Source organism: Pandoraea sp. NE5, assembly GCF_024363545.1.
GTDB classification, from domain to species: Bacteria; Pseudomonadota; Gammaproteobacteria; order Burkholderiales; family Burkholderiaceae; genus Pandoraea; species Pandoraea cepalis.
Map to the genome: position 1 here is coordinate 3,516,996 of NZ_AP025517.1, position 23,898 is coordinate 3,540,893.

20 protein-coding genes are annotated in these 23,898 nt (G+C 61.6%); 10 read left to right on the forward strand and 10 right to left on the reverse strand.

Annotated elements, in window-relative coordinates:
• The first annotated feature begins 1 nt into the window (after position 1).
• From PanNE5_RS22955 to PanNE5_RS16125, 9 genes are all read left to right on the forward strand, one after another.
• Positions 2 to 301, forward strand: a complete 300-nt coding sequence (locus PanNE5_RS22955) for a DUF1289 domain-containing protein (protein ID WP_315973436.1) — start codon at positions 2 to 4, stop codon at positions 299 to 301.
• Positions 298 to 1,935: a 3-(methylthio)propionyl-CoA ligase gene (locus tag PanNE5_RS16085; protein WP_261939860.1), complete on the forward strand. Its 1,638-nt coding sequence runs from the start codon at positions 298 to 300 to the stop codon at positions 1,933 to 1,935. The genes PanNE5_RS22955 and PanNE5_RS16085 overlap by 4 nt, the downstream gene beginning before the upstream one ends.
• A gap of 82 nt (positions 1,936 to 2,017) precedes the next feature.
• Positions 2,018 to 3,145 carry a porin gene (locus tag PanNE5_RS16090; protein ID WP_261939861.1) on the forward strand — a complete coding sequence of 376 codons (1,128 nt, stop codon included), beginning with the start codon at positions 2,018 to 2,020 and terminating at the stop codon, positions 3,143 to 3,145.
• Between the two features lie 76 nt (positions 3,146 to 3,221).
• A complete protein-coding gene (locus PanNE5_RS22960; protein ID WP_315973437.1) occupies positions 3,222 to 4,853 on the forward strand; it encodes a methyl-accepting chemotaxis protein in 1,632 nt (543 codons plus the stop codon).
• The gene (locus PanNE5_RS16105) at positions 4,850 to 5,869 is read left to right on the forward strand and encodes an AraC family transcriptional regulator (protein ID WP_261938382.1); all 1,020 of its coding nucleotides are present in this window, start codon (positions 4,850 to 4,852) and stop codon (positions 5,867 to 5,869) included. Before PanNE5_RS22960 ends, PanNE5_RS16105 begins: the two co-directional genes overlap by 4 nt.
• Before the next feature lie 152 nt (positions 5,870 to 6,021).
• Positions 6,022 to 7,812, forward strand: coding sequence for an acyl-CoA dehydrogenase (locus tag PanNE5_RS16110; protein WP_261938383.1), 1,791 nt, complete (start codon positions 6,022 to 6,024; stop codon positions 7,810 to 7,812).
• A gap of 14 nt (positions 7,813 to 7,826) precedes the next feature.
• Entirely contained in the window at positions 7,827 to 9,500 is a 1,674-nt protein-coding gene (locus PanNE5_RS16115; RefSeq protein WP_261938384.1) for an electron transfer flavoprotein-ubiquinone oxidoreductase, read from the forward strand.
• A 57-nt stretch (positions 9,501 to 9,557) separates the two neighbouring features.
• Positions 9,558 to 10,751 (forward strand): beta-ketothiolase BktB, encoded by a 1,194-nt coding sequence (gene bktB, locus PanNE5_RS16120; protein WP_261938385.1) that lies wholly within the window; start codon positions 9,558 to 9,560, stop codon positions 10,749 to 10,751.
• Between the two features lie 30 nt (positions 10,752 to 10,781).
• Positions 10,782 to 11,633, forward strand: a complete 852-nt coding sequence (locus tag PanNE5_RS16125; protein WP_261938386.1) for a 3-hydroxybutyryl-CoA dehydrogenase — start codon at positions 10,782 to 10,784, stop codon at positions 11,631 to 11,633.
• A gap of 229 nt (positions 11,634 to 11,862) precedes the next feature.
• Here PanNE5_RS16125 and PanNE5_RS16130 read toward each other — a convergent pair whose 3' ends face one another.
• From PanNE5_RS16130 to PanNE5_RS16165, 8 genes are all read right to left on the reverse strand, one after another.
• Positions 11,863 to 13,242: an MFS transporter gene (locus PanNE5_RS16130; RefSeq protein ID WP_261938387.1), complete on the reverse strand. Its 1,380-nt coding sequence runs from the start codon at positions 13,240 to 13,242 to the stop codon at positions 11,863 to 11,865.
• 72 nt (positions 13,243 to 13,314) lie between these two features.
• Positions 13,315 to 14,466 (reverse strand): FAD-dependent monooxygenase, encoded by a 1,152-nt coding sequence (locus PanNE5_RS16135; protein WP_261938388.1) that lies wholly within the window; start codon positions 14,464 to 14,466, stop codon positions 13,315 to 13,317.
• Positions 14,467 to 14,507: 41 nt separating this feature from the next.
• Positions 14,508 to 15,287: an Asp/Glu racemase gene (locus tag PanNE5_RS16140; RefSeq protein ID WP_261938389.1), complete on the reverse strand. Its 780-nt coding sequence runs from the start codon at positions 15,285 to 15,287 to the stop codon at positions 14,508 to 14,510.
• The gene (locus PanNE5_RS16145) at positions 15,284 to 15,772 is read right to left on the reverse strand and encodes an acyl-CoA thioesterase (RefSeq protein ID WP_261938390.1); all 489 of its coding nucleotides are present in this window, start codon (positions 15,770 to 15,772) and stop codon (positions 15,284 to 15,286) included. The genes PanNE5_RS16140 and PanNE5_RS16145 overlap by 4 nt, the downstream gene beginning before the upstream one ends.
• Positions 15,769 to 17,478, reverse strand: a complete 1,710-nt coding sequence (locus PanNE5_RS16150; RefSeq protein WP_261938391.1) for an AMP-binding protein — start codon at positions 17,476 to 17,478, stop codon at positions 15,769 to 15,771. The genes PanNE5_RS16145 and PanNE5_RS16150 overlap by 4 nt, the downstream gene beginning before the upstream one ends.
• 29 nt (positions 17,479 to 17,507) lie before the next feature.
• A complete protein-coding gene (locus PanNE5_RS16155) occupies positions 17,508 to 17,786 on the reverse strand; it encodes a hypothetical protein (protein ID WP_232424593.1) in 279 nt (92 codons plus the stop codon).
• Positions 17,783 to 18,430, reverse strand: a complete 648-nt coding sequence (locus PanNE5_RS16160) for a VOC family protein (protein WP_254441123.1) — start codon at positions 18,428 to 18,430, stop codon at positions 17,783 to 17,785. The genes PanNE5_RS16155 and PanNE5_RS16160 overlap by 4 nt, the downstream gene beginning before the upstream one ends.
• Positions 18,431 to 18,482: 52 nt before the next feature.
• On the reverse strand, positions 18,483 to 19,769 hold the full coding sequence (locus PanNE5_RS16165) for an alpha/beta hydrolase (RefSeq protein ID WP_261938392.1): 1,287 nt from the start codon (positions 19,767 to 19,769) through the stop codon (positions 18,483 to 18,485).
• 97 nt (positions 19,770 to 19,866) lie between these two features.
• Here PanNE5_RS16165 and PanNE5_RS16170 point away from each other — a divergent pair, with 97 nt between their 5' ends.
• The gene (locus PanNE5_RS16170; protein WP_261938393.1) at positions 19,867 to 20,637 is read left to right on the forward strand and encodes a TetR/AcrR family transcriptional regulator; all 771 of its coding nucleotides are present in this window, start codon (positions 19,867 to 19,869) and stop codon (positions 20,635 to 20,637) included.
• Between the two features lie 360 nt (positions 20,638 to 20,997).
• On the opposite strand, the gene PanNE5_RS16175 is transcribed toward PanNE5_RS16170, so the two are convergent.
• Together PanNE5_RS16175 and arsA are read right to left on the reverse strand one after the other, a co-directional pair.
• A complete protein-coding gene (locus PanNE5_RS16175; protein ID WP_261938394.1) occupies positions 20,998 to 22,050 on the reverse strand; it encodes an ArsO family NAD(P)H-dependent flavin-containing monooxygenase in 1,053 nt (350 codons plus the stop codon).
• A gap of 46 nt (positions 22,051 to 22,096) precedes the next feature.
• Entirely contained in the window at positions 22,097 to 23,890 is a 1,794-nt protein-coding gene (arsA, locus tag PanNE5_RS16180; protein ID WP_261938395.1) for an arsenical pump-driving ATPase, read from the reverse strand.
• Between the last annotated feature and the right edge of the window lie 8 nt (positions 23,891 to 23,898).

Consider the following 23,898-nt stretch of genomic DNA (forward strand, 5'->3'; position numbering starts at 1 on the left):
GATGGAGCCGCTGATGGAGGCGTTGCCGATGACTGACGTTTTGCAAGGCGTTGCCGACGCGGACGCAACGTGCAGCGGTCCTCCGATTGCCAATCCGTGTATCAACATTTGCCGAATGGATCTGAGCGGCAAGTTCTGTCAAGGGTGTCGGCGCACCGCGGTCGAAATCGGGCTATGGGATCGCATGTCTGCGTCGCAAAAGATGGAAATTGTTTGCCGCATCGAGCGCCGCGGACACGTTCAGAAGCGTGGTGCCAACGCGATCTTAGGTCCTTCAATAGAAAGTGGAATGCAAAAATGAACGGATTGATGCTTGAAAAGCAGTTGCTGATCTCCTCGTTGATCGCACACGCCGATCGTCACCACGGCGATACGGAGATCGTGTCGCGACGAGTGGAGGGTGACATCCATCGCTATACCTTCCGAGACTGTCACCGCCGCGCACGTCAGATGGCCAATGCGCTTACCCGCCTGGGCGTAAGCGCATCCGAGCGCGTCGGCACGCTGGCATGGAACGGTTATCGGCACATGGAGCTGTACTACGGCATCTCCGGCATGGGTGCGGTCATGCACACGATTAACCCGAGATTGCACGTTGACCAGATCACGTACATCGCCAATCACGCACAAGACCAGTACATCTTCTTCGATCTCAGCTTTCTGCCGTTGGTCGAGGAGATCGCCGGTCGCTGTGAGTCGGTCAAGGCATTTGTCGCCATGACCGACCGCGCGCACATGCCGCAAGCCCCCCGCATTGCCAACCTGCTGTGTTACGAAGACCTGATCGACGAGAGCTCACCTGACTACACCTGGCCGGAATTTGACGAACGTAGTGCATGCGCGCTGTGCTACACGTCGGGCACCACCGGCAATCCTAAGGGCGTCCTGTACTCTCACCGATCCTCGTTGCTCCACACTTATGCCGCCGCGTTGCCGGATGCGCTGAACTGCTCCGCAAAAGACGTGCTGCTGCCAGTGGTGCCGATGTTTCACGTGAATGCGTGGGGCATTCCGTACGTCGCGTGCATGGTCGGTGCCAAGCTGGTGTTCCCCGGCCCGGGGTTGGACGGGAAATCGCTGTACGAACTCATCGAAGCGGAACAAGTGACGTTCGCGGCTGGCGTTCCGACAGTTTGGCAAGGCCTGCTAAACCATGTAGGGGAGGGCGATCTGACATTCTCGACCTTCAAGCGCACCGTCATTGGCGGAGCGGCATGCCCGTCGTCCATGCTTCGTACTTTCCAGGAAGCCCATGGCATCGAGGTCGTGCACGCATGGGGAATGACCGAACTGAGTCCGATCGGCACCGTTGGCGCGATGAAGGCGAAACACCGGGCAACGTCACCCGAAGATCGTTACACCACACAAGCGAAGCAAGGTCGAGCCGTATTTGGTGTCGACATGAAAATCGTTGACGGACTCGGAAACGAGCTTGCGTGGGATGGTGCAACGGCGGGCGATTTGCTGGTGCGCGGGCCGTGGATTGCGAGCGACTACTTCCTCAATCAGGGCGATAGCCCATTGGTGCGCGATGCCGCCGGGCAGGGTTGGTTCCCCACCGGCGACGTTGCGACGATCGACGCCGATGGCTTCATGCAGATCACCGACCGCAGCAAGGACGTGATCAAGTCCGGCGGTGAATGGATCAGTTCGATCGAGATCGAGAACATCGCCATATCGCATCCCGCCATCGAGAGTGCCGCATGCATCGCCGCCAGGCATCCGAAGTGGGACGAGCGACCGCTTCTCCTCGTTGTAAAGCGCGCGGGTGAGCCACTGACGGCCGACGAAGTGCTGACATACCTGCGGGGAAGAATTGCGAAGTGGTGGACGCCGGACGCTGTTGTGTTTATTGACGCGCTGCCGATCGGTGCCACCGGCAAGGTATTGAAGAACAGGCTGCGAGAAGCATTCCAGGATTACCTGCTGAGGTAGTGAATCGGCCGGCGGCGAGCATGCCATCGGCGTGTGTTGGATTGGCAACTTGAAATTTTACAAAAAAGAGATTGGAGGAGACATGAAGTTGAAGTGGATTGCAGTGGCCGCGCTGGCCGCAACGGGGCATGTGGCTTACGCACAATCGTCGGTAACTCTGTACGGTAACGTCGATACAGGGATGTTGTATCAAAGTACCTCCGCGGCGACGTTCAACCCTGCGTCGGCCAACCTTGGCAAGGTCTATCGCGCCAAGGATGGCGGCATCTACGCCAGTAATTGGGGCATCAGGGGCACCGAAGACATTGGCGGTGGTTATCACGTGAACTTCAAACTGCAAGGCACGTTCGATACCACCAGCGGAAAGTTGGGCCTTGCGGACACAACCGGCGGCACGGCGATCTTCAATCAGCAGGCCAACGTCGGTATTTCGGGGCCGTTCGGCAGCGTGACCGCTGGGCGTCAAATTGTGCCAATGGCCTGGGCAATGGCGGAAACGGACGTTCGCTCCGCACAATACTTTGGCAGCATTTTGACCGCGTGGTTGGGTATGAACCAAGCCGCAGGTTGGCCCGGCACCAATACCAACGCGCCCATCGGCGCGCTGTACGACAGTAGCGCGATCGTTTATGAATCACCCAAGTTCGGCGGCGTCTCCGCCGTACTCGAATACGCGCCGGGCGGTTCGCCGGGCAGCTTCCAGGGCGGCACGCGAGAGTCGGCCGTACTCAAGTACTCGAACTACGGACTTGCCGTGTCGGCCGTTTATTACAACGGGCACGATACGAATCCGATGCCCGGTGCTTCCGCAACCGGCGTCGACAACAACCGCTTCATCTATCTGGGCGCGAAATATACCTTCAGCAACGGCCTTTCGGCATCCGCGTCATACAGCAATGGCAGGAATCCATCGAATTCCGGAGCCGTCAATATCGATATGTATTCAGCGGGGTTGGGCTATCGGATCACGCCCGCGTTGCAGCTCACCAGCGCCGTTTATTACCTGAGGGACAAAAACAACTCGACCAACCACTCGACCGAGTTCGCAGCGGGGGCGGAATATCACCTCTCCAAAACGACCATGGTCTATGGACAGTACGGGTATGTGAACAACAAGGGCACGATGACCACCACGATTACCTACGGTCAGCCGGTCGCGCCTGCCATGGCGACAACGGCGGTCATGCTGGGTATGCGGCACTCCTTCTAATCGCCCCGCGCGGGGCTCGCATGTGCCGGACGCGTGCGAGCCCCCGCCGCTTGCTCAATCACTCCCCGATTCCCGGATGAATAACTTCAGCATCAAGACCCGTCTGGTTCTGTTGGTGACTGCACTGCTTGCCTTATTTTTGCTCGTCGCCAGTCAGAGTGTGCTTCGACTTCACAACGCCAATGCGTCGATCGAGATCCTCTACAACGATCGCGTTCTGCCGCTTGGCGAGCTCAAGGTGGTATCGGATGGATATACGCGGAGCATTGCGGGTGCGGCGCGCAAGGTAAGCGATGGCACCCTGCCCGCCACCGACGCCGTCAAGGTAATCGATGAGGCACGAGCGCGCATGGATAAAGCGTGGACGAATTACGCGGCGACCCAACTGACTGCGGATGAAAAGCAGCTTGTCAACGAGGCGGCTCCGCTCAGAGACCGGGGCGACTCGGCTGTCGCCCGTTTGCGGGAGCTGTTGCGCACAGACGATAAGGACGGCTTGAGAGAATTCATCGACAGTGAAATGTCTCCGGCGATCGAACCGATGACGCGTCTGCTTGACCGGTTGGTCAAACTTCAGATGGATGCCGCACGCCAGGCGTATGAGCAGGCCGATGCGACCTATCGACGCGTGGTGTGGACAAACGTCATTGGAACCACACTCATTGTCGGCACTTTCGGGTTCATCTGCTGGGCGCTGATTCGCTCCATCTCCCGACCGCTTGCGGAAGCGGTACGCATTGCGGAAACGGTTTCAGCGGGTGACCTGACTTCTCACATCGAGCCGTCGGGGCGCGACGAGACAAGTCATTTGTTGGTTGCGCTCAAGTGCATGAACGACAACCTCGTTGGCATCGTCAGTGGCGTTCGCACGAGCGGTGAATCAGTTGGGACGGCGACGCGTCAGATCGCGGCGGGCAATATCGACTTGTCTTCACGCACCGAACAACAGGCGGCGTCGCTCGAACAGACGTCAGCGACCATGGACGAGTTGACGGGCACGGTGCAGCATAACGCTGAAAACGCCCGGAAGGCGAGCGTGCTGGCGGCCAACGCAGCGGAAATCGCCAATCGCGGAAATGCGTCCGTGGCCCGTGTCGTGGACACCATGGGCGAGATCAGTGAGAGCGCGTCCAGGATCGTCGATATCATTGGTCTTATCGAAAGCATCGCGTTTCAAACGAACATTCTGGCACTCAACGCAGCGGTAGAAGCCGCGCGTGCCGGCGAGCACGGGCGCGGTTTTGCGGTCGTTGCCGGCGAGGTCAGGGTGTTGGCGCAACGTACGTCAAGTGCATCAAAGGAAATCAAGGGGTTGATCAACGCGTCGGTCGCTCGCGTCGCAGTGGGAACGGAACTCGCGAATCGAGCCGGTCACACCATGTACGAAATCGATCAGGCCGTCTCCAGAGTCACGAACATCATGGGCGAGATCGCAGCGGCTTCGGACGAGCAGAGCCGGGGAATTGAGCAGGTCGGGCAGGCCATAGCGCAGATGGACAGTGTGACCCAACAGAACGCCGCGTTAGTCGAGGAGGCGGCGGCAGCCGCACAGTCGCTCGAACAGCAGGCGACAACGCTCATCTCGGCCGTGACTGTGTTCAAGCTGAACGACGCCGTTTCCAGGCCACTGCCTGTGACGATCGCCCAACGACACCGCGGCCCCCGCCTGATCCCGCGATTACGCAGCGTGTTGGCACAAAGCCATTGAATCCGCTTTCGGCTACCGTTCCCGTCTCGCTCGTAAACAGCATTCTTGTCGGTGCTGCTCGGAGCGAAATCGAGCGTCTGGCCGGCTGCGCGGGCATTTCCTACGAATTGCTCCGCGAGCCCGGCGCCCGCCTGACGGAAGAGCAATTCGCAATACTCTACCGGATGCGTGCCCATGCGCTGGACGACGAAATGCCGGGCATCTTCGGCCGGCCGTTGCGCAACGGCACCTTGAAATACCTCAGCTTGAGCCTACTCGATGCACCGAATCTAGAAGTTGCGATGCATCGGTTCGGCCAGTTCCTGCGTCTGCTCATCGACGAGTTCAGCGTCAAGACGCGACGCGAAGGGAATGTCTGCAGTATTGAACTCGTCGCCAAGCACGAGGGTTCCACCTCGAGCAGGCTTGGTAGGGAACTGATACTCAAGCTCGCTCACGGCTTGGCGTCATGGCTGATTGGTCAACGGATCCCGCTGCTCGGCGTAGATTTCGATTTTCCGCGTCCGCCGCATGCGGTTGACTACCGCTATCTGTTCCCGGGGCCAGTTCGCTTCGATTGTTCGCGAACGCTTATGCGTTTCGACGTCAACTTTCTCGACATGGTTATCCGGCGGCAAAAGTCGGATTTACGGGTGTTCCTGGCACATGCGCCAAAGGACTGGCTCTTCGTGTCGTCGGCGGAGCCCATGGTGTGCCATCGGGTTCGCGACTACCTGAATGCATATCTGCCAACGATGCCAACTATCGAGATCGTGGCACGGGATCTGCATCTCTCTGTCCGCACCCTATGCCGCCGACTTTCGGCCGAAGGGACCACCTTCCAAGCTATCAAGGACGAGTTACGGCGTGATCTCGCGATTCACCGCCTGACGCGCTCGGCGGACGCCATTGCGGCCATCGCCTACGACATCGGCTTCGACGATCCCAGCGCGTTTCACCGGGCGTTTCGGCATTGGACGGGAAGCACGCCGCAAGCCTACCGAAAGGCAGGGCCGCGCACGCCACCATTGCGATGAAACATGGCACGTTTTGTCAATGAAAGGGCGGCGTTTGGCATTGGTGTTCAAACGGCAGATCGCTACGATGGCTCGTCTGGGTCGAGTCGCCGCGGGATCACGTCCGTGCGCTGGCCTCCCATTTCGCAAAGATCACACAGGAAGGACGCGCGATGAGCTACGCCGCACCATTGAAGGACATGCTGTTCGTCATGAACGAGCTTGCCGGACTCGACGACGTGGCGACGTTGCCGGGCTTCGAGGAGGCCAATCTTGAAACAGCGCAGGCAGTGCTGGAAGAGGCGGCAAAGCTATGCAGCGACGTGCTGGCGCCATTGAATGCGCAAGGGGACCGCAACCCAAGCGCATGGAAAGACGGTAGCGTGAGCGCATCACCTGGTTTTGCGCAGGCATTCCGCCAATTTGCAGAAGGGGGGTGGCAGGGATTGCAACACCCGGTTGCCTATGACGGCCAGGGATTGCCCAAGCTGATCTCGACGCCCTGTGTGGAAATGCTGAACGCGTCGAACCTGTCGTTTGCGCTGTGTCCGCTCCTGACCGACGGTGCGATCGAAGCCTTGCTCACGGCCGGCTCCGATACGCTGAAGCAGGCCTATGTACCGAAGCTTGTCTCAGGCGAGTGGACCGGCACGATGAACCTGACCGAGCCGCAGGCAGGCTCGGATCTTGGGCTGTTGCGCGCTCGCGCAGAGCGGCAGGAAGACGGCAATTATCGCGTGTTCGGGACAAAGATCTTTATTACGTGGGGCGAGCACGACATGGCCCGGAACATCGTGCATCTCGTCCTTGCACGCACACCGGATGCTCCGGAAGGCATCAAGGGCATCTCGCTCTTTGTCGTGCCGAAGTTTCTTGTCGGCGCCGACGGCTCGCTTGGTGAGCGTAACGATGTGGATTGCGTGTCCATCGAGCACAAGCTGGGCATCAAGGCGAGCCCGACGGCCGTGCTGCAATTTGGCGATCATGGCGGGGCGATTGGCCATCTGGTCGGCGAGGAAAATCGCGGCCTAGAGTACATGTTCATCATGATGAACGCCGCACGCTTCGGTGTAGGCATCCAGGGCATCGGCCTGTCCGATCGCGCCTATCAGCAGGCGGCCGCCTACGCGAAAGAGCGCGTGCAGAGCCGCCCGGTCGACGGTTCGGCCCGAAAATCTGTGACGATCATTCACCACCCGGACGTGCGTCGCGTGCTGGCGACGATGCGAGCGGCAACCGAAGCCGCGCGTGCGCTCGCCTATGTCGCGGCAGCGCATTCGGACATCGCACATGCGCATCCGGACGAACTCACGCGTGCCCAGCACAAGGCTCGGTATGAATTCTTGGTGCCAATCGTGAAGGGTTGGAGCACGGAGACATCCGTCGATGTAACCAGCCTCGGCCTACAGGTGCACGGCGGTATGGGCTACATCGAAGAGACGGGTGCCGCTCAGCTTTACCGCGACGCTCGCATTTTGCCGATCTACGAAGGCACGACCGCGATTCAGGCAAACGACCTGATCGGCCGAAAGACGTTGCTTGACGGCGGCGCAGCGGTACGGTCCTTGCTCAGTGATGTCGCGACAACGCTCGAACAGATCGAACCGCTGGAGGGTCCGGCGTTTCGCTCGACACAGCGCTATTTGAAACAGGGTCTGCGCTCGCTGGAAGCCGCGTTGGCATTCGTGCTCGAAAATGCCAAGCACAGTCCGAACGCGGTGTATTCGGGGGGCGTCGCTTACCTGAAGCTTGCGGGCGTTGTGCTCGGTGGCTGGCAGATGGCGCGGGCGCTGATTGTCGCGACCGACAAGCTCGACGAAGACCCTGCCTTCTATGGCGCAAAGATTGCGACGGCGCAATGCTACGCGGAACATATCCTGCCGCAAGCGTCCGCGCTTGAGGCCGCGATTGTCTGCGCCAGGGAAAATGAAGGGCTGCTTGCCTTGTCCGAAGATCAGTTTTAAGGCCGCGGCTAACGATGTCTCCCGAACACCTGCTTGAAAAATTTGGTCCCCGTGAGTCCATGCAGTACGACGTGGTCGTGGTTGGCGGGGGGCCCGCGGGGTTGTCTGCCGCGATTCAGTTGAAGAAGCGCGCACTGGCGCTGGGCCGCGAGATCGGCGTTTGCGTGTTGGAGAAAGGTTCGGAGATTGGCGCCCACATCCTCTCGGGGGCGGTGATGGATCCACGCGCGCTTGATGAGCTGATTCCTGACTGGAAGGCACGTGGCGCACCGCTGAATGTCCCGGTCACGGAGGATCGCTTCCTGTTTTTGAGAGAGGGTGGCGCAAACGCGGTCCCCAACTGGGCATTGCCCGACAATTTCAAGAATCACGGCAACTATGTCGTCAGTCTGGCTAACGTCACCCGTTGGCTCGGGCAGCAAGCCGAGGCGATGGGTGTCGAGATGTTCCCCGGATTTCCCGCGGCCGATGTCATTTATCACGACGATGGTGCGGTGAAGGGCGTGGTGACCGGTGACATGGGACTCGGCAAGGACGGCGAACCCACCGCCAACTTCCAGCTTGGCATCGCGCTGCATGCCAAGTACACGTTGTTCGCCGAAGGGGCGCGCGGTCATCTTGGCCGAGAGCTTCAAGATCGCTTTGCGTTGCGTAACGGCGTCGATCCGCAGGTTCACGGCATTGGCATCAAGGAGCTGTGGGAGATCGCCCCGGAAGTGCACCAACCCGGTCTCGTCATCCACACTGCGGGATGGCCGCTGCGAAGCGACACCTACGGCGGATCGTTTCTCTACCATCTGGACAATCGCCAGGTCATGGTGGGGTTCGTGGTGGGTTTAGGCTATCAGAACCCGTATCTGTCTCCTTTCGACGAGTTCCAACGCTACAAGACACACCCGTCGATCCGAAAATACCTCGAAGGCGGCAAGCGCTTGTCCTACGGCGCACGAGCCATCACGGCGGGCGGTTTGGTGTCATTGCCGAAGCTGACATTTCCAGGAGGGGCGCTTATCGGCGATGATGCCGGGTTCCTCAACGCCTCACGCATCAAGGGCAGCCATGCCGCGATCAAGACCGGCATGCTCGCGGCCGACGCGGCCTTCGACGCGGTGCAAGGCGGTCGCCAATCGGATGAGTTGTTCGCTTACCCGGAGGCCTTCCGGAAATCGTGGCTGTACGCCGAGCTTCGCCGAGCTCGCAATTTCAAGCAGTGGATGGGCAAGGGTCTCTATTTGGGAGCGCTGATGGTCGGCGTCGAGCAGAAGCTGCTAGGCGGCAAGATGCCTTGGACGCTGCACCATAAGCACGCCGATCACGAGACGCTTAAACCGGCTGCTCAGTGCAAGCCGATTTCGTATCCGAAGCCAGACGGAAAATTGACGTTCGACAGGCTCTCATCCGTGTTCGTCTCCAACACGAATCACGAGGAAAACCAGCCATCTCATTTGAGGCTGAAAGACGCAGCCAGACCGGTCAACATCAACCTGCGCACGTACGCCGGTCCTGAAAGCCGCTACTGCCCCGCAGGCGTGTACGAATTTACAAAGCACGACGACGGTGCGCACCGATTGACGATCAACGCCCAGAATTGTGTGCATTGCAAGACCTGCGACATCAAGGACCCTACGCAGAACATTATCTGGACGCCCCCGGAAGGCGGCGGGGGGCCGAACTATCCAAATATGTGAATTGCCGTGCGAGGCCAGCGAGCTGGCGCACTTGGCCGATAAATCGAGGAGCGTGACGTGAAAAAAGAAGTCGTGGTGGTGAGTGGCGTGCGAACGGCAATCGGGAAGTTCGGCGGCAGCCTGAAAGCGTTTGCCCCTACCGAATTGGGCGCACTGGTCGTGCGAGAAGTGCTGGCACGTGCAACGGTCGGCGGGGATGAAGTCGGGCATGTCGTATTTGGCAACGTACTTGCCACCGAGCCCAAGGATCTGTATTTGGCGCGCGTTGCCGCAGTCAATGGCGGTGTTGCGGTAGCCACGCCAGCCCTGACTGTCAATCGGCTGTGTGGTTCCGGCTTGCAGGCAATCATATCGGCGGCACAAACGATCCTGCTCGGCGACGCCGACATCGCCATCGGCGGCGGGGCCGAGAGCATGAGCCGCGCCCCCTACGTCACGCCTGATGCACGGTTCGGCGCTCGCATGGGCGATGCTCGTTTGATCGATATGTTGCTTGGTGCGTTAGACGACCCGTTTCACAGCGTTCCAATGGGAGTCACGGCGGAGAACGTTGCTCGGAAATACACCATCCACCGGGAGCAGCAGGATGCCCTGGCCGTCGAATCGCACCGGCGCGCTGCACGAGCGATCGACGAGGGACGGTTCAAGACGCAGATCCTGCCCATCAGCCGCGATGTGAAAGGGCAGGTGCTCACGTTCGACACCGACGAGCACGTTCGTCGACAGCTTGATCCGAGCGAGCTTTCCGGACTGCGGCCGGTGTTCCAGAAGGATGGGGGCACGGTTACGGCGGGCAACGCCTCAGGCATCAACGATGCGGCGGCGGCTGTCCTCATGATGTCCCGGGACGCCGCCGAGGCGCGGGGTGTGAAGGCAATGGCGCGTTTGGTGTCTTATGCGCACGCCGGCGTTGATCCGCTGTACATGGGGATTGGCCCGGTCCCCGCTACCCGCATTGCACTTCAGCGCGCAGGGCTGGAAATCTCGGACCTGGATGTCATCGAGGCCAATGAAGCGTTTGCGGCACAGGCATGCGCGGTAATGCAAGCGTTGCAACTCGATCCGGCCAAGGTGAATCCGAACGGGTCGGGTATTTCGCTCGGCCATCCAATCGGGGCCACCGGCGCACTGATTACCGTCAAGGCGTTATACGAGTTGCAGCGAATCAATGGTCGCTACGCCTTGGTCACCATGTGCATTGGTGGCGGGCAAGGCATTGCTGCCGTGTTCGAGAACCTTCAGCAGGTGTAATTCGGCAAGTTGAAGACCATGGAAGTCCCAATGACAATTGAATCCGTAGGCATCGTTGGTGCTGGTGCGATGGGCAGCGGCATCGCACAGATCGTCGCCACTGCTGGCCTGAACACAGTTCTGATCGACATTAACGAATACGCACTTGCTGGCGGCATTGAGTCGTTGACCGCCAGCCTTGACCGGATGGTGACCAAAGGTAAGCTTGACACCGCACAGCGAGCCGTCGCCATTTCGAGGGTTGAAGCATCGACAGATTATCGGCGACTTGCGGACGTTGATCTAATCATCGAGGCCGCGACCGAAAATCGCGAACTCAAGATGCGCATCCTGACCCAGATTGAGTCGATCGTCCGCCCCTGGGCAATCATCGCTTCAAATACCTCGTCAATCTCGATCACCGCGCTTGGCGCGGCGATGTCGGACCCATCGCGCTTTATCGGTATGCATTTCTTCAACCCGGTGCCATTGCTACCGCTTGTCGAGATCATTAAAGGCGTTCAGACAAATGCCGAAACCGTGCGCGCGGTGCACGAGTTAGCGCTACAGCTGAGCAAAGCGCCTATCAACGTCAAGAATTCGCCGGGTTTCGTGGTCAACCGGATTCTGGTGCCGATGATCAACGAGGCTTTTTTTGTGCTGGCGGAGGGCATTGCAAGCGCAGAAGAAATCGACGCGGGAATGCGACTTGGCGCCAATCATCCACTCGGACCGCTGGCGCTTGCCGACCTGGTCGGGCTCGACGTATGCCTGTCGGTCATGGACGTCTTCTCGAAAGACTTCGGTGACCCTAAGTACCGAGCCTGTCCGTTACTGCGCGAGTTAGTGGCCGCGGGGCGCTTGGGCAGAAAGTCGGGCTATGGTGTGTATCGCTACGCATAGATACCGCTACTGAAACAGCAACGGAGCATCGCTGCGATTGCGCGGCAAGGTCAATTTTGTCGCCGCCAAGATGCTTCCGATCGATGGAAATCTGGTTGGGGATACGCGGGCTCAGGATTGATTTTCAGTCCGCGTGCAAGACATCGAGCGCGGCGCGTTGTCCCGCATTCACGAACTGGCCCGACGCAAGCAACGACGTCCGTCGCTACCTCAGGCCGGTTCGCCATCGTCAAATCTCCGAGAGCGACACGGGCGACTGGGTGGTGATGGCCTCACTCTCCACGGCTCGCCCATGCTTTGCGCCCGCGAGCAGAATCCCCAGCGCGGCCAGCACTGCCGGTATCGCGAGAATCATGAACAGTCCGGCATTGCTCCAACCCGCCGCGAGCAGCATGGCGCCACCGAGCGATCCCGCCACCGCCCCGATGCGGCCGATGCCGAGCGCCCACGCCACGCCGGTCGCGCGATTGGATGTCGGGTAATAGGCGGATGCAATCACGTTCGCGCAGACCTGCGAACCGCTCACGCAGAATCCTGTCACGAAGATGCCCAGCGCCAGCCATACCGCATCGCCGGCAATCGCCAGCGACGCTAGCGCGAACGCACCCACGACATAGGCTGCGGCGACCACTTTGTAAGGATGGAACCGGTCGATCAGCACGCCCAGCACAATCGCACCCAGCACGCCGCCGCCTTGCAACAGTCCGGCAAACATCGACGCCTGCTTGAGCGTCAGGCCGCTGCGCTCCGCCAGGATCGGCAGCCAATTGATGAGCAGGTACAGCAACAGCAAACTCATGAAGAATGCGAGCCAGAGCAGCAGCGTGCCGCGCCGGTAGTCGCGATGGAACAGTTGCACCACGGGCGACGACGGGAGGCGATCGTCGGCAGCGGTGTACTGCGGACCGGCCACAACCCGTTGCGGCGCGACGCGCGCCAGAATCGAGATGATCTGCGTCTGCGTGCCGCCTCGGATTGCCAAAAAGCGCACCGACTCCGGCAGCGTGAACCACAGCACCGGCACAAGCGCCAGCGACAGCAGGCCGCCGACGGCGAGCAAGCCGCGCCAGCCGATCCCCGCCACGAGGTACGCCGTCACTACGCCGCCGAGCGCCGAGCCGAGCGAGAAGCCGCAGAACATCAGCGTGAGCAGAGTGCCGCGACGCCGCTCGGGACTGAACTCGGACGTCAGCGTGATCGCGTTGGGCATGGCACCGCCCAATCCTAGGCCGGTCAGGAAGCGAAGCGCGATCAGCCATTCGACGTTCGGCGCGAACGCAGCCCCTACGCTTGCCGCACCGAACCATGCGACAGACAAGATCAAGACACGGCGGCGTCCGATACGGTCCGCCATCGGCCCGCTACAGAACGCGCCCACCATCAGTCCCAGCAGCCCGGCGCTGAACAGGGGGCCGAGCGAGACCATCGACAACTGCCATTCGGCGCGAATGTGAGGGGCGATAAAGCCGATGATCGCGATGTCGAACCCGTCCAGCGCCACGATCAGGAAGCACATCGCGCTGATCATGATCTGGAAGCGCGACACTGGGATCGCGTTGATGAAGTCCCGTACGTCCACTGACGTGTGCCGGGTGTCTTGCTTGTCCATGAAAGTGTCTCCTGTCTCGATGCGGCGATACGATGTCGCCCTTTATGTGGATGTGCTGAATGCGGCTGGCAGCTATGCGGCGCGCCCGTGCACTGGGACGGCGGCATTGGTCTCTACTTGTGCGATGAACGCAGGATCTCGCCGACGAAGGTCTTCGTGACTGACGCGTCCCGTGCGCAGCATGTAGTCGTATGCAAAGCTCACGGGATCGAGGTGCATGCGCTGGCCAACGGACTCGTACCAGTCGAGGCTCCGTCTGGCGGCATCCTGAAAGCGATCAGAGGCGCTGCGACGGCTTTGCTCGAACGAAGCGAACGCCGATTGCACGTCATTCCGATGCGCCGACAGCGCTTCGAACAAGGCGATGGCATCCTGCATGGCCATGCGCGTGCCCGAGCCGAGCGAGAAGTGCACACTGCGCAGGGCGTCGCCAAGCAGAACCACGTTGCCGTGCGACCAGCGCGCATTGCTGACCACCCGTGCCTGAAACCAGTTCGACCGGTTGGTCAGCAACGAATGACCTTGCAGGTCGTCGGCAAAGATCTGCTCGCAGAACGCGCGGCTCTCGTCCTCGGCGGCGGTGTCGAGGCCGCAGCGCTGCCATGTCTCGGGATCGACTTCCACGAGGAACGTTGAGCGATCGGGACTGTATTGATACGCGTGCGCCATGAACACGCCGTGCGGCGTCTGACGGAAGATCAACGACACCGGGTGGAAGCGCTGCGACGTGCCATACCACGCGAACTTGTTGCGTCGCTCGTCGAAGCTCGGCATGAAGTGTTCGGCCAGATGGGTGCGCACTTCGCTGTTCACGCCGTCGGCGGCGATGATCACGTCGGCGTCGGGCAGTTGGGCCGGATCGGTGACGTGGCTTTGATAGCGAACATCGACACCGGCTTGCGCGCAGGCTTGCTGTAGTACGCGCAGCATATCGATGCGGGACGTGCGCGAAAAGTGATTGTTGCTCAGGCGCACCGGCACGCTTTGATGCACGATCTCCATGTAATCGCAGCGGGTATGGTGCGCGGTGAACTTGCGGAAGAATGCCTCGTCCGCCTCTTTCAGGAACGCAAGTGCGATGTCGGAGAAGACAACGCCCCAGCCATAAGTGGCATTGGCGGCGTTGCGCTCGTGCACGACGATCTCGTCTTGCGGATGACGCTGTTTCATCAACAGCGAGAAGTACAGGCCGGCAGGCCCGCCACCGATGACGGCGATTCTCATGATGGGCTCCTTGATTTTTGGCTGGCGAAGATGGCGGGGCGTCAGGCTATACGTGTCAGCGGTCGTGCGCTCGGCACGGCCAGCAGGGCACCGGCGTTGGGCACCTCAGGGGCCAGACCGAGGTGATCGAGCATCTGGCGCACCGTACTCACGGCGGTCGACGTCACGGGAAGGCCGAGCCGGTCCTGCGCGAGCTGGATCGCAGGCAGCGACGGCATCTGCACGCAGGCGGACAGCACCACGACGTCTGCATTGGCCGTATTGAGCCGCTTGACGTCGTTGAGCAACTGCATGGGGTCGCGGCGTCCGACCTCAAGGTTGTCGGGAATTTCGAACGACAGAGCATCGAGCACCTCGATGCCCTCGTGCTCGATATACTCGACCACAGCTTGCGTGAGCGGCTTCATGTACGGCGCCATCAGCGCGATCTTGCGCGCGCCCAGCGTCTTCAACCCGGCGACGAGTGCACCGGCCGACGTCATGATGGCGGCTGTGCAGTGGTTCTCGCGGCTGACGCGGCGCAGGTCTTCCTCAACCTGGCGGTGGTAGCCCGGCCCCATCGCCATGATGGCCACGAGGCAAGCGGTACTCATGACATCCACACGCGCGTCGGCGAGTTCGGCGGCACAGCGCAGGCCCTCGGCGTTCATCGCCGCAAGTTCCTCCTTCACCACGCGATGCATGCGCATGCGGCTCGAATGGAAGGTGAAGCGCTCGGGCAGGACCTGTTCACGCGCGCGCAGCATGGCGGGAATCTCGGTCTCCATCGTGGTGTTGGAACTGGGCACGATCTGACCAATGCGAAATGGGGTAGGCGTCATAGGGTGATGTCTCCGGCGAGTGAGGGGGCTGCGGCGTGTTCGTTGCGGGCTCGGTATTGTTCGAGCGCCGCGCGCAGCACCGACGGCATCTCGATCGACTCGCGCGCGCCGCGCTGGATGCAGATCGGCGTGAGTCGTGCAATGAAGGCGATGTCGTTGTCGGCTTTGCGCGCCGTCATCAACAAGGTGAAGGTTCGGGTGCGAACTTCGGCGACTTCCACGGTGACGTCGAACGCGTCGTCCGGCCAGAGCGAGCGGTGGAAGTCGAATGTCAGCGCGCGGGTCGGGGTGCCGAATCCGTGTCGGTTCTTGACGGCCTGTGGTGTGCCGCCAAAGAGCGATCCATAGAACAATTCGGCGATGGAGATGACATAGTCGGAAAAGGTGGCCGTGTAGACGACGCCAGCCGGGTCGCACTCGCCCCATCGCACCTGACGGCGCACTACGAAGGGCTGCTCGCTCACCACGTATTCGGTGCTGATCATGCGCCCGCCTTTGCCGTCTGGGCGGTGATGGTGCGCGCGGTTTCGGTGGCAAGGCGTTCGGCGATGGCCGCCCGCAGCGATGCCTTGTCGACCTTGCCGACGCGGGTCACCGGAAATTCGTCGACCGTCTCGATACGCTCCGGGCACTTGAACTTCGCCAGCCCCTGGCCGATGAGAAACGCGGCGAGTTCGGTGACGGAAGGCGCGACATGTCCGGGGCGCAGGATGAGATAGACACAACCCCGCTCGCCGTAAATCGAATCGGGCATGGCGACCAGCTTGGCGTCGGCAACGGCCGGATGATGGCTGACAAACGCTTCGACCTCTTCGCAGCCGATCTTCTCGCCACCGCGATTGATGTTGTCGCGCAGACGCCCTTCGAAGGCGAAGCAGCGCACGCCGTCGATGACCTTTTCCGTGACCATGTCGCCGGTGCGCACGAAACCGTCCGGCGTGAGCGTCTGAGCCGTTGCGTCGTGCGCCTTGTAGTAGCCGCGCAGGCTCGACGGCCCACGAAAGCAGAGTTCGCCTGCGGTACCTGCTTCGGTGGGCGTATCCGTGCCCGGAAACAGCACACGAATATCGTCGTCGTCGCACCCGGATAGCCCTTGCGTGTGGTGACGCAACGTCGCTGGCAGATGCGCGCCGGCCCCCATGAGCAGGCCTTCGGTCGTGCCGTAGAGGTTGAAGCACGGTACGCCGAGGTGGGCTTCAAGCGAGTCGGCGCGGCTCATCGTGCCGAAGAGTTGCAGCGACGAAAGATCGTGTTTGCCAACATCCTTGTACGCGATCATTTGCGGTGCGACTGGCCCGATGGAGAGGCCATGCGTGACGCGGTGCATCTCGATCAGCGTGAGCATGCGGGCGATGTCGACACGGGGCATCAGCACGGTCGTCATGCCGGTTGCCACGGTGGACGCAAGCACGTAGAGCTGGCCGGCGTTGTGCAGCAATGGCAGCGACCAGATCATGCGGCTGTGTTCGGACATGCCGATATGGCGCATCCATGTCAGCGAGTGACCGATGTACTCCGCATGAAAGCGTGGGATGATCTTCGGCACACCGGTCGTGCCGCCCGAGAGTTGGAAGCTCAGCACGTCCTCGCTACCGATGCGAAGGTTGCCCAGCACGTCGCGCGCGCGCTCGAGTGGCATCGCGTCGATAAGACGTTCGATGGCGTGATGGCCGGTGCCGGCACGATCATCCTGCTTCCCGCGCGCCACCAGCAGATGCTCCAGCGACGCGTGCCGCGCCATCATTTGACGGGCAAACCCGACGAGATCGAACGCGGAGAAATCCGCTTGCACGAAGTAGCCGCGCGCCTCGGACTGTGAAACCAGTTGGCCGATTTCCACTTCACGGTATTGCGGCACCGCACACACGGGAACGACGCCCGCCTTGTAGGCCCCCATCAGTGCGACGACGGTGTCGACGTTGGTGCCCATTTGGAAGACCGCTCGGTCGCCCGGGCGCAGGCCCAGTTCGATGAGCGCCGCACCAAGCCGTTCGCTGCGCGAGTCGAGTTCGACGAAGGTCAGCGTAGCCTCATCACTGAGGTAGGCCGAGCGTGCCGGGACACGCGCGGCGGTCGCCCGCAACGCGTCGCCGAGGGTGGTGTCGACCCAGGCGTTCGACGCGAAATAGCGCTGCGCCAGGTCCGGCGGACAGTACGTCACGCCGTCGATACGGTGATAAATACCGCTCATAGTGTCTCCTGCACGTTCCGGTGGCGACGTTATGCGCGCGGGGCGATCCGCACGATGTCGCGTTCATAGCTTTCGATTCGGCCGTCGAGGCCGCCCGTGAACAATCCGTACCAGACGGCGGGCTTCAGGCCCAGTGCGCGACGCTCGAAAGCAATCGGCACATCGCTGGAAATCACGGTGTAGTCGCCGCGGGCTTCGACCCGGCACGACGGCAACTGCCGTGCGGCTTCGGTCAGCGGCGCAAATTCGGGCACATTAAGGACGAAGATTTGCAGCGGTTGGCGGGGCTGTGGCGTTTGAGTCCTCATGACTGACGCTCCCCATGCAGACGTTGGCCGAGGCGTTGAGCCTTGCGTTGCCAAACGGTGTCGATGCAGGTGAAGGGGGCGCCTCCTGCGAGGGCTTCATCTTCGATTTCCATGGCGGACTCGAGCGTGGCCGACGCGTCGCGCGCATCGATGCCTTCCAGCGCGCGCAGCTTACGGGTGATCTCGATGAAGTAGCCGTTCGGGTCGCGAAAGTAGATCGACTCGATCACCTCGTGCGCCGTCTCGGTCGAGACTTCCACGCCACGCGCTTCCAGCCGGGTCTTCCAGGCCCGCAATGCCTCCGGGCTGTCGACCCGCCATGCGGTGTGCGTGGCGTCGAATACGTGGTCGTCGGGCAACGGTGCCCGGCCAGGACGATTGGCGAGGAATGCCGGTTCCGCACTGCCCAGGTAGTAGAAGAAGGCGATCGTGCTGCCGTGGCCGCTATCGAAGAAGAAGTGCAGGAAGTCGGGGTGCGTTGCTGGCCCCCAGCCGCGAGCGGAAATCGTGTGAATCAGCGGCAGGCCGAGAATGTCGCGATAGAACTCGACGGTTTGCCGCAGTCGCCAGGTCGGCCGCGCCGTGTGATCCACGCCGTGCAGACGCAAGGCGAGATCAGCTGCGGGGATGTCGTTCAACTTCATGTCGGGTCTCCCGAAGTTCGGTAGTGCATTGGGGGGGTAGGGGCCGCGCGTGTCATTGCGGGAAGGTCTCGCGCAGCCAGTCCTGCAGCAGGCGACCGGCGATGTAGCGTCCGGCTTCTTCGCCATCGGCCAGCGCGCGGCCGTGGTGGTCGCCGCGTACACGCCGGTGCGACTTCCGCGTCGAGCCGAGACTGGCGTAGATGTCGGCGATGACGCTGGGAAAGCAGGCCTGATCGCCCGTGTACTCGATGAGCAGCGTAGGCTGCACGATGGCCGATGCGGTTTTCGACAGCAATGCGTTCGAGGACAACCCGGACCATGTGGAGAGCCACGCCTCGGGAGAGCAGACGCGGCCGAAACCGACCGAACCGTAGTTCGAGGTGAACGGATCGCTGCCCCAGAGTGAGCCGAAACGCCGGTCGGACGGGTCCAGCGTCAGATCGAAGCAGCGCAGGTCGGCGTCGGTTCGCCAGATCGTCATCACGGGCGTGTGCGCGGCTATGCGGCGCAGGCGTGCGTCGGTCCGATCCGAGTCGTGTTTGAGGCGCTCGCGTGCGCCTTGACGCGTCGCGATGAGATCGCGCGCCATGGCGTCGAGACGCGCCACACGAGCGGTTTGCGCGACGCGGTAGCGCGCTACGAAGTCGGCGTTGTAACGTGTCGCGGTGGCGACCCCCGACTGCCGCGGCGAGAACCCGTTGGCCGGGTCGAACGGGTCGAGCGTCGGGTCGACGGATAGCGCATCCTGCTCGTTGGTCACCGACGGATCGATGCAGGTTTGCAGCAGGGCACCTTGTCCGGGGTGGGGGGCGACGAAAACCACACCGTCGATGGCCGGCATGTCGAGCGAAGCCAGTTTCGTCGGACGTCCGCCTGGTGTGCGCTCGATTCGCGCTTCCGGCGCCAGCCCGGATTGCTGCGCGTAGAGGGCGTAGAGGCCACTTCCGCCCGAGTTGCCGAGCAGGATGATGCGTTTGAACCCCGCCTCGCGCAGGAATCGCATGCTGGCGGCGACGTCGTAGAGCGCGAACTCATGTTCCAGCCGCATGTCGTTGCCGACGGATCGCGGGGCCTGTGTCCATGCGGCATAGCCGGCATTCACGATATCCGGGATCAGGTAATGACATGCCATGAACTCACGCGGATGCATGATGCAGACAACAGTATCGGGCGAACCTTCGGTATAGAGTGCGCCGCTCGTTGCCGCGCCGTCTGCCGTGCGAAGGACGACATTACGCGTCGTCGCGCCCAATGGCAGATCTCGCGGATTCCAGTCCGTGTTGAGAAATCCCGCCGTCGCGCCGTGACCGACGTTACGACCTTGCAGTTGTTGACTCATCTCCTCACCTCCTTTTTTACATATTAGTCCAGTTTTTTACGAATGAGTAAACATTCGTGTTGAAATTTGACGGAGATGTAAAAAAGTCTGGGGCGAAATGCTTGCGGGGCTTTGCGCTGTAAGGGAATTTGGTTATCGTTGGGGTTTTCTGACGCCTGCGTCAAAAGAGGAACTGAAGGTCGTCATGAGCAAAGCACAGACAAAGAGCGACGCGTTGCGGGAGAACATTCTGGAGGTCGCAACGCGGCTGTTTATCGAGCGGGGTTTCGACGGGACGAGCTTCAACGACATTGCGGATGTCGTGGGCGTGAGTCGTCCGGCGCTGTACTACTACTTCAAGAGCAAGGAAGCGATTCTCGAAGTGTTGACCACGGTGGTCACGCGCGCGGCGGGGGAGTTGGCCTCCGAGGCGTTACCGGAGGATTTGCGGCAACCGGCCGCGATGTTGCGGCATCTAGTGTTGCGGCATGCTCATCTGATCCTCACGCATCCGTTGCAATTTCGTGTGGTGGAGCGCAATGAGGACAACTTGCCGCTCAAGCAAAGGAAGCTCGCCGAGCAATCGCGGCGCGCGGTGCTTGAACAGTTCCGGCAGGCGATTGAGTTGGGTATCGAGCGCGGTCAGTTTCGCATGATGGACGCCAAGGTCGCCGCGTTCTCGATCATCGGCATGTGCAACTGGACAGCCTGGTGGTTCACGCCGTCCGGCCCGCGTAAGGTTGACGAGATCGCGGAGCAGATTGCCGACATGGCGCTGCGCTCGGTCGAGCAAGATGCGGGGCGGCAGCTCAGCGAGCAAAGTGTGGCGGGCGTGTTGAAGCTATTGCGTGACGATATTGATTTGCTCGAGCGACATGTCAAGCCGTAAGTGAAGGGGACTACCAGCGAGCTATGTGACTCGATTCTGATGACCCGCAACGAAGTCGAACTTCATTGGCAGGAAAAAAAGGCGCGACAGGACTTTTGATCGTTTCCCAATTCAGCTCGTCCGTAGCGACGCGGCGCCGAGCGCATCGGGCGGGGTGGTCGAGGCGTTGATGCAATGGGACATCGATCAGTGGATGCTCGAATCCATCGCCTTTCAAGTGCGGCGCCCTGTGTAATGGCTCATGGCCGGTGGCGCACACACGGGAAAGGCCGAAATCGGCTGTGGATTCAACCGGTCATTCGCAGGCGGCTCCATACGGCCTTGCGAGCGTCCGCTTAACGCGAAGGAACGGTCCTGTTTTCATCGTACATATTGGACTATGTTCCCCGCCGCCTCTCGAGCGCTACGCATTACACCAATGAGCGTGGCCGACGCAGCCCCGCACCACTCGCCGTAGCCGACCAACCACAAGCGCTCCTCGTTTCGGGCGTGCGTCCCATCTGTCCTTGGTAATCCGTCGCTGTCGCAGATCTGCAGCGGGTCAAGATGTCTGAGTGCGGGGCGGAACCCTGTGCACCAGATCACGACATCGACGCGGGCGTGCGTGCCGTTGCTCCACACGACGCCGTCTGCATCGAAGTGGTTGAACGGACGCATTGAGTGCAGAACGCCTCGCGCACGCGCGTCGCGTACAGGCGGAACCATGACGATGTCGCCCAAACCGCCCACCGGCGCCGTCATCGTGTGCCCATCGCGAAGCGCCTGCCATTTGGCTGTCGCGCGTTCGAACAAGACTCGGCCATCCACGTCATCTGGAAGAAAAGCGGGCTCCTGCAATGTCACCCACATAGCGTTGCAGACTGTCGATACCTCCGCCAGGATTTGCGCACCCGAGTTGCCGCCGCCCACCACCAGCACGTTTTTTCCGCGCAGATCGTCCGGGTTGCGATACTGCGCCGAATGCATCTGGCGACCTCGAAAGATCTCGCGTCCAGCGTAGTCTGGGATATAGGGTGCGCTCCACGTACCGGTCGCGCTCACCACTGCCTTAGCCAGCCATTCCCCACGATCAGTGGTAACCAGCAAGCCATTCTGTACACGTGAAACGGATTCGACATGAACGGGGCGCCGCACTGGGAAGTGATAACGATCCTCGTATCTCGCCAGATAGTCGATGACCTCGTTGCGCGTCGGGTACGTGTCTTGTGATACGGGCATCGGCCAGCCTGGCAGCGAACTCCATTGTGCCGGCGAAAACAGATGCAGCGAGTCCCAGGTATGTCGCCAGGCGCCTCCGGGGGCGCTCTGGTCATCCAGCACGATATGGTCGAGTCCCGCACGGCGCAGGAAGTAGGAGGTGGCAAGCCCGGCCTGGCCACCTCCGATGACTACGGCGTTAATGTCTGTAGGCATGCGTTTTCGTTCCATCTCCTGATTCGAATTTCAGCGGTGTCGCAGCCTATTGCGCTTCAAGGCGTTGGTCGGCGCACGACGTGGCCGCCCGCGACGTGATCACATGCTTGAGGCCGGCTTCCCCGACCGGTGCCTCGGCAAGCCACGGAATCAATGCGGTGCGCTGCGCCAGATTGTCCGCCACGCGGCGCACGAACGGCACCTCGCAAGTCCCTCGCTGACATAGCATCGGATCGGTCGTGCCGCTCGCCAGCAACGACTGGTTGATGACCCACGCGTACGGCGAAATCCCGGCGCGCGCGAGGTCGGCGCGCAGGCGCTCCGCTTCGTGAACCGGCGTCGCTTCCGGCAACGTGACGATGAGGATTCGGCTGTAGTCCGGGTCGCGCAGGCGCGGCAGCAACTGACGGACCGACTCCGGCATGTCACCCTGTGTACGCATCACTTCGCGGTGATAAGCCTCGGCTGCATCGAGCAGCAGGATGGTGTGCCCGGTGGGCGCGGTGTCCAGAACCACAAAGCCGGATTTGCCTTGATCGACGGTACGCGCGAAGGCCCTGAAGATGGCGATCTCTTCGGTGCAGGGCGAGCGCAGATCTTCTTCGAGCATCGCCCGGCCGCCCGCGTCGAGATGCGATGCCGCTTTGCCCAGCACTTCCTCGGTGTACTGCTGCACTTCGCGCGCCGGGTCGATGCGGGTGACGCTCAGCCGAGGCACGACGCCATCGACGGTGGCGGCTACATGCGAGGCCGGGTCGGTGGTTGAGAGGATGACGTCGTGTCCACGGCCCGCCAGCGCGACAGCGATAGCCGCCGCTACTGTAGTCTTGCCCACGCCGCCTTTTCCCATCGTCATGATTACGCCGTGGCCCGTGGTTGCCAGCTCGTCGACGAGTCTCCCCAAGCCCGGCGGCAAGGCGGTTTCGGGCATCCGGCGCTCGGTCGGCATGCGCACGCGCTCGGGATGCGCCATGTCGCGCAGCGCGTCCAGGCCGACCGTGCCGCGCGGCAGAAACGGAGTGCGCGTCTGCGGCAAGCCAGCCAGTTCTCGCGGCATGTCGGCCAGCGCCTGCTGCGCACGCTGCGCCATGGCGGTCGCGATGGCGTCGTCACGCCGGTCCGTGGCAAAGAGCCCATTGATGGCCAGCACCTGGTTGTGAATGCCGAGTTCGGCCAGTTCGTGCCGTGTGCGATTCGCTTCGCGCAACGCCGCAACTTCCGGGCGACTCACCAGAACGACGGTGGTCTGCGCTGCGTTCGAGAGGCGTTCGACAGTCGCCGCGTACAGCGCCTTCTGTTTCTCTAGCCCGGCCAGTGGCCCGAGGCACGAGGCGCCCCCAGTCGACGACGAGATGAACTCGTTCCACGCCGACGGCAACGTCAACAAACGCAGCGTGTGGCCCGTCGGGGCGGTATCGAAAATCACGTGATCGAAATCGACCGTTGCCGCCGGGTCGCCGAGCAGTTTGGAGAATTCGTCGAAGGCCGCTATCTCGACCGTGCAGGCCCCGGAAAACTGTTCCTCCATGTTGCGGATCGCCGCGGCAGGCAAGACGCCGCGATACGGCCCGACCATGCGTTCCCGGTAGGCCTGCGCGGCGGCTTCGGGATCGATATTCAACGCGAACAGGCCCGCGGCGCCGGGCACTGCCGTCGGCAACTGACTCAGACCGACGCCAAGTACCTCGTCGAGATTGGAGGCCGGATCCGTGCTGACGATGAGCACCCGCTTGCCGGCATCCGCTAGGGCGAGCCCCGTGGCACAGGAAAGCGATGTCTTGCCGACGCCGCCTTTTCCGGTGAAGAACAGATATCGGGTCTGCGTTTCAGGAAGGGACATGAGCGCCC

Excerpts from the sequence above, each read along its gene's own strand:
- PanNE5_RS22955 (WP_315973436.1), top strand. The coding sequence starts at position 2 with ATGGAGCCGCTGATGGAGGCGTTGCCGATGACTGACGTTTTGCAAGGC.
- PanNE5_RS16085 (WP_261939860.1), top strand. The coding sequence starts at position 298 with ATGAACGGATTGATGCTTGAAAAGCAGTTGCTGATCTCCTCGTTGATC.
- PanNE5_RS16090 (WP_261939861.1), top strand. The coding sequence starts at position 2,018 with ATGAAGTTGAAGTGGATTGCAGTGGCCGCGCTGGCCGCAACGGGGCAT.
- PanNE5_RS22960 (WP_315973437.1), top strand. The coding sequence starts at position 3,222 with ATGAATAACTTCAGCATCAAGACCCGTCTGGTTCTGTTGGTGACTGCA.
- PanNE5_RS16110 (WP_261938383.1), top strand. The coding sequence starts at position 6,022 with ATGAGCTACGCCGCACCATTGAAGGACATGCTGTTCGTCATGAACGAG.
- PanNE5_RS16115 (WP_261938384.1), top strand. The coding sequence starts at position 7,827 with ATGTCTCCCGAACACCTGCTTGAAAAATTTGGTCCCCGTGAGTCCATG.
- PanNE5_RS16125 (WP_261938386.1), top strand. The coding sequence starts at position 10,782 with ATGACAATTGAATCCGTAGGCATCGTTGGTGCTGGTGCGATGGGCAGC.
- PanNE5_RS16130 (WP_261938387.1), bottom strand. The coding sequence starts at position 13,242 with ATGGACAAGCAAGACACCCGGCACACGTCAGTGGACGTACGGGACTTC.
- PanNE5_RS16135 (WP_261938388.1), bottom strand. The coding sequence starts at position 14,466 with ATGAGAATCGCCGTCATCGGTGGCGGGCCTGCCGGCCTGTACTTCTCG.
- PanNE5_RS16140 (WP_261938389.1), bottom strand. The coding sequence starts at position 15,287 with ATGACGCCTACCCCATTTCGCATTGGTCAGATCGTGCCCAGTTCCAAC.
- PanNE5_RS16145 (WP_261938390.1), bottom strand. The coding sequence starts at position 15,772 with ATGATCAGCACCGAATACGTGGTGAGCGAGCAGCCCTTCGTAGTGCGC.
- PanNE5_RS16150 (WP_261938391.1), bottom strand. The coding sequence starts at position 17,478 with ATGAGCGGTATTTATCACCGTATCGACGGCGTGACGTACTGTCCGCCG.
- PanNE5_RS16155 (WP_232424593.1), bottom strand. The coding sequence starts at position 17,786 with ATGAGGACTCAAACGCCACAGCCCCGCCAACCGCTGCAAATCTTCGTC.
- PanNE5_RS16160 (WP_254441123.1), bottom strand. The coding sequence starts at position 18,430 with ATGAAGTTGAACGACATCCCCGCAGCTGATCTCGCCTTGCGTCTGCAC.
- PanNE5_RS16165 (WP_261938392.1), bottom strand. The coding sequence starts at position 19,769 with ATGAGTCAACAACTGCAAGGTCGTAACGTCGGTCACGGCGCGACGGCG.
- PanNE5_RS16170 (WP_261938393.1), top strand. The coding sequence starts at position 19,867 with ATGCTTGCGGGGCTTTGCGCTGTAAGGGAATTTGGTTATCGTTGGGGT.
- PanNE5_RS16175 (WP_261938394.1), bottom strand. The coding sequence starts at position 22,050 with ATGCCTACAGACATTAACGCCGTAGTCATCGGAGGTGGCCAGGCCGGG.
- arsA (WP_261938395.1), bottom strand. The coding sequence starts at position 23,890 with ATGTCCCTTCCTGAAACGCAGACCCGATATCTGTTCTTCACCGGAAAA.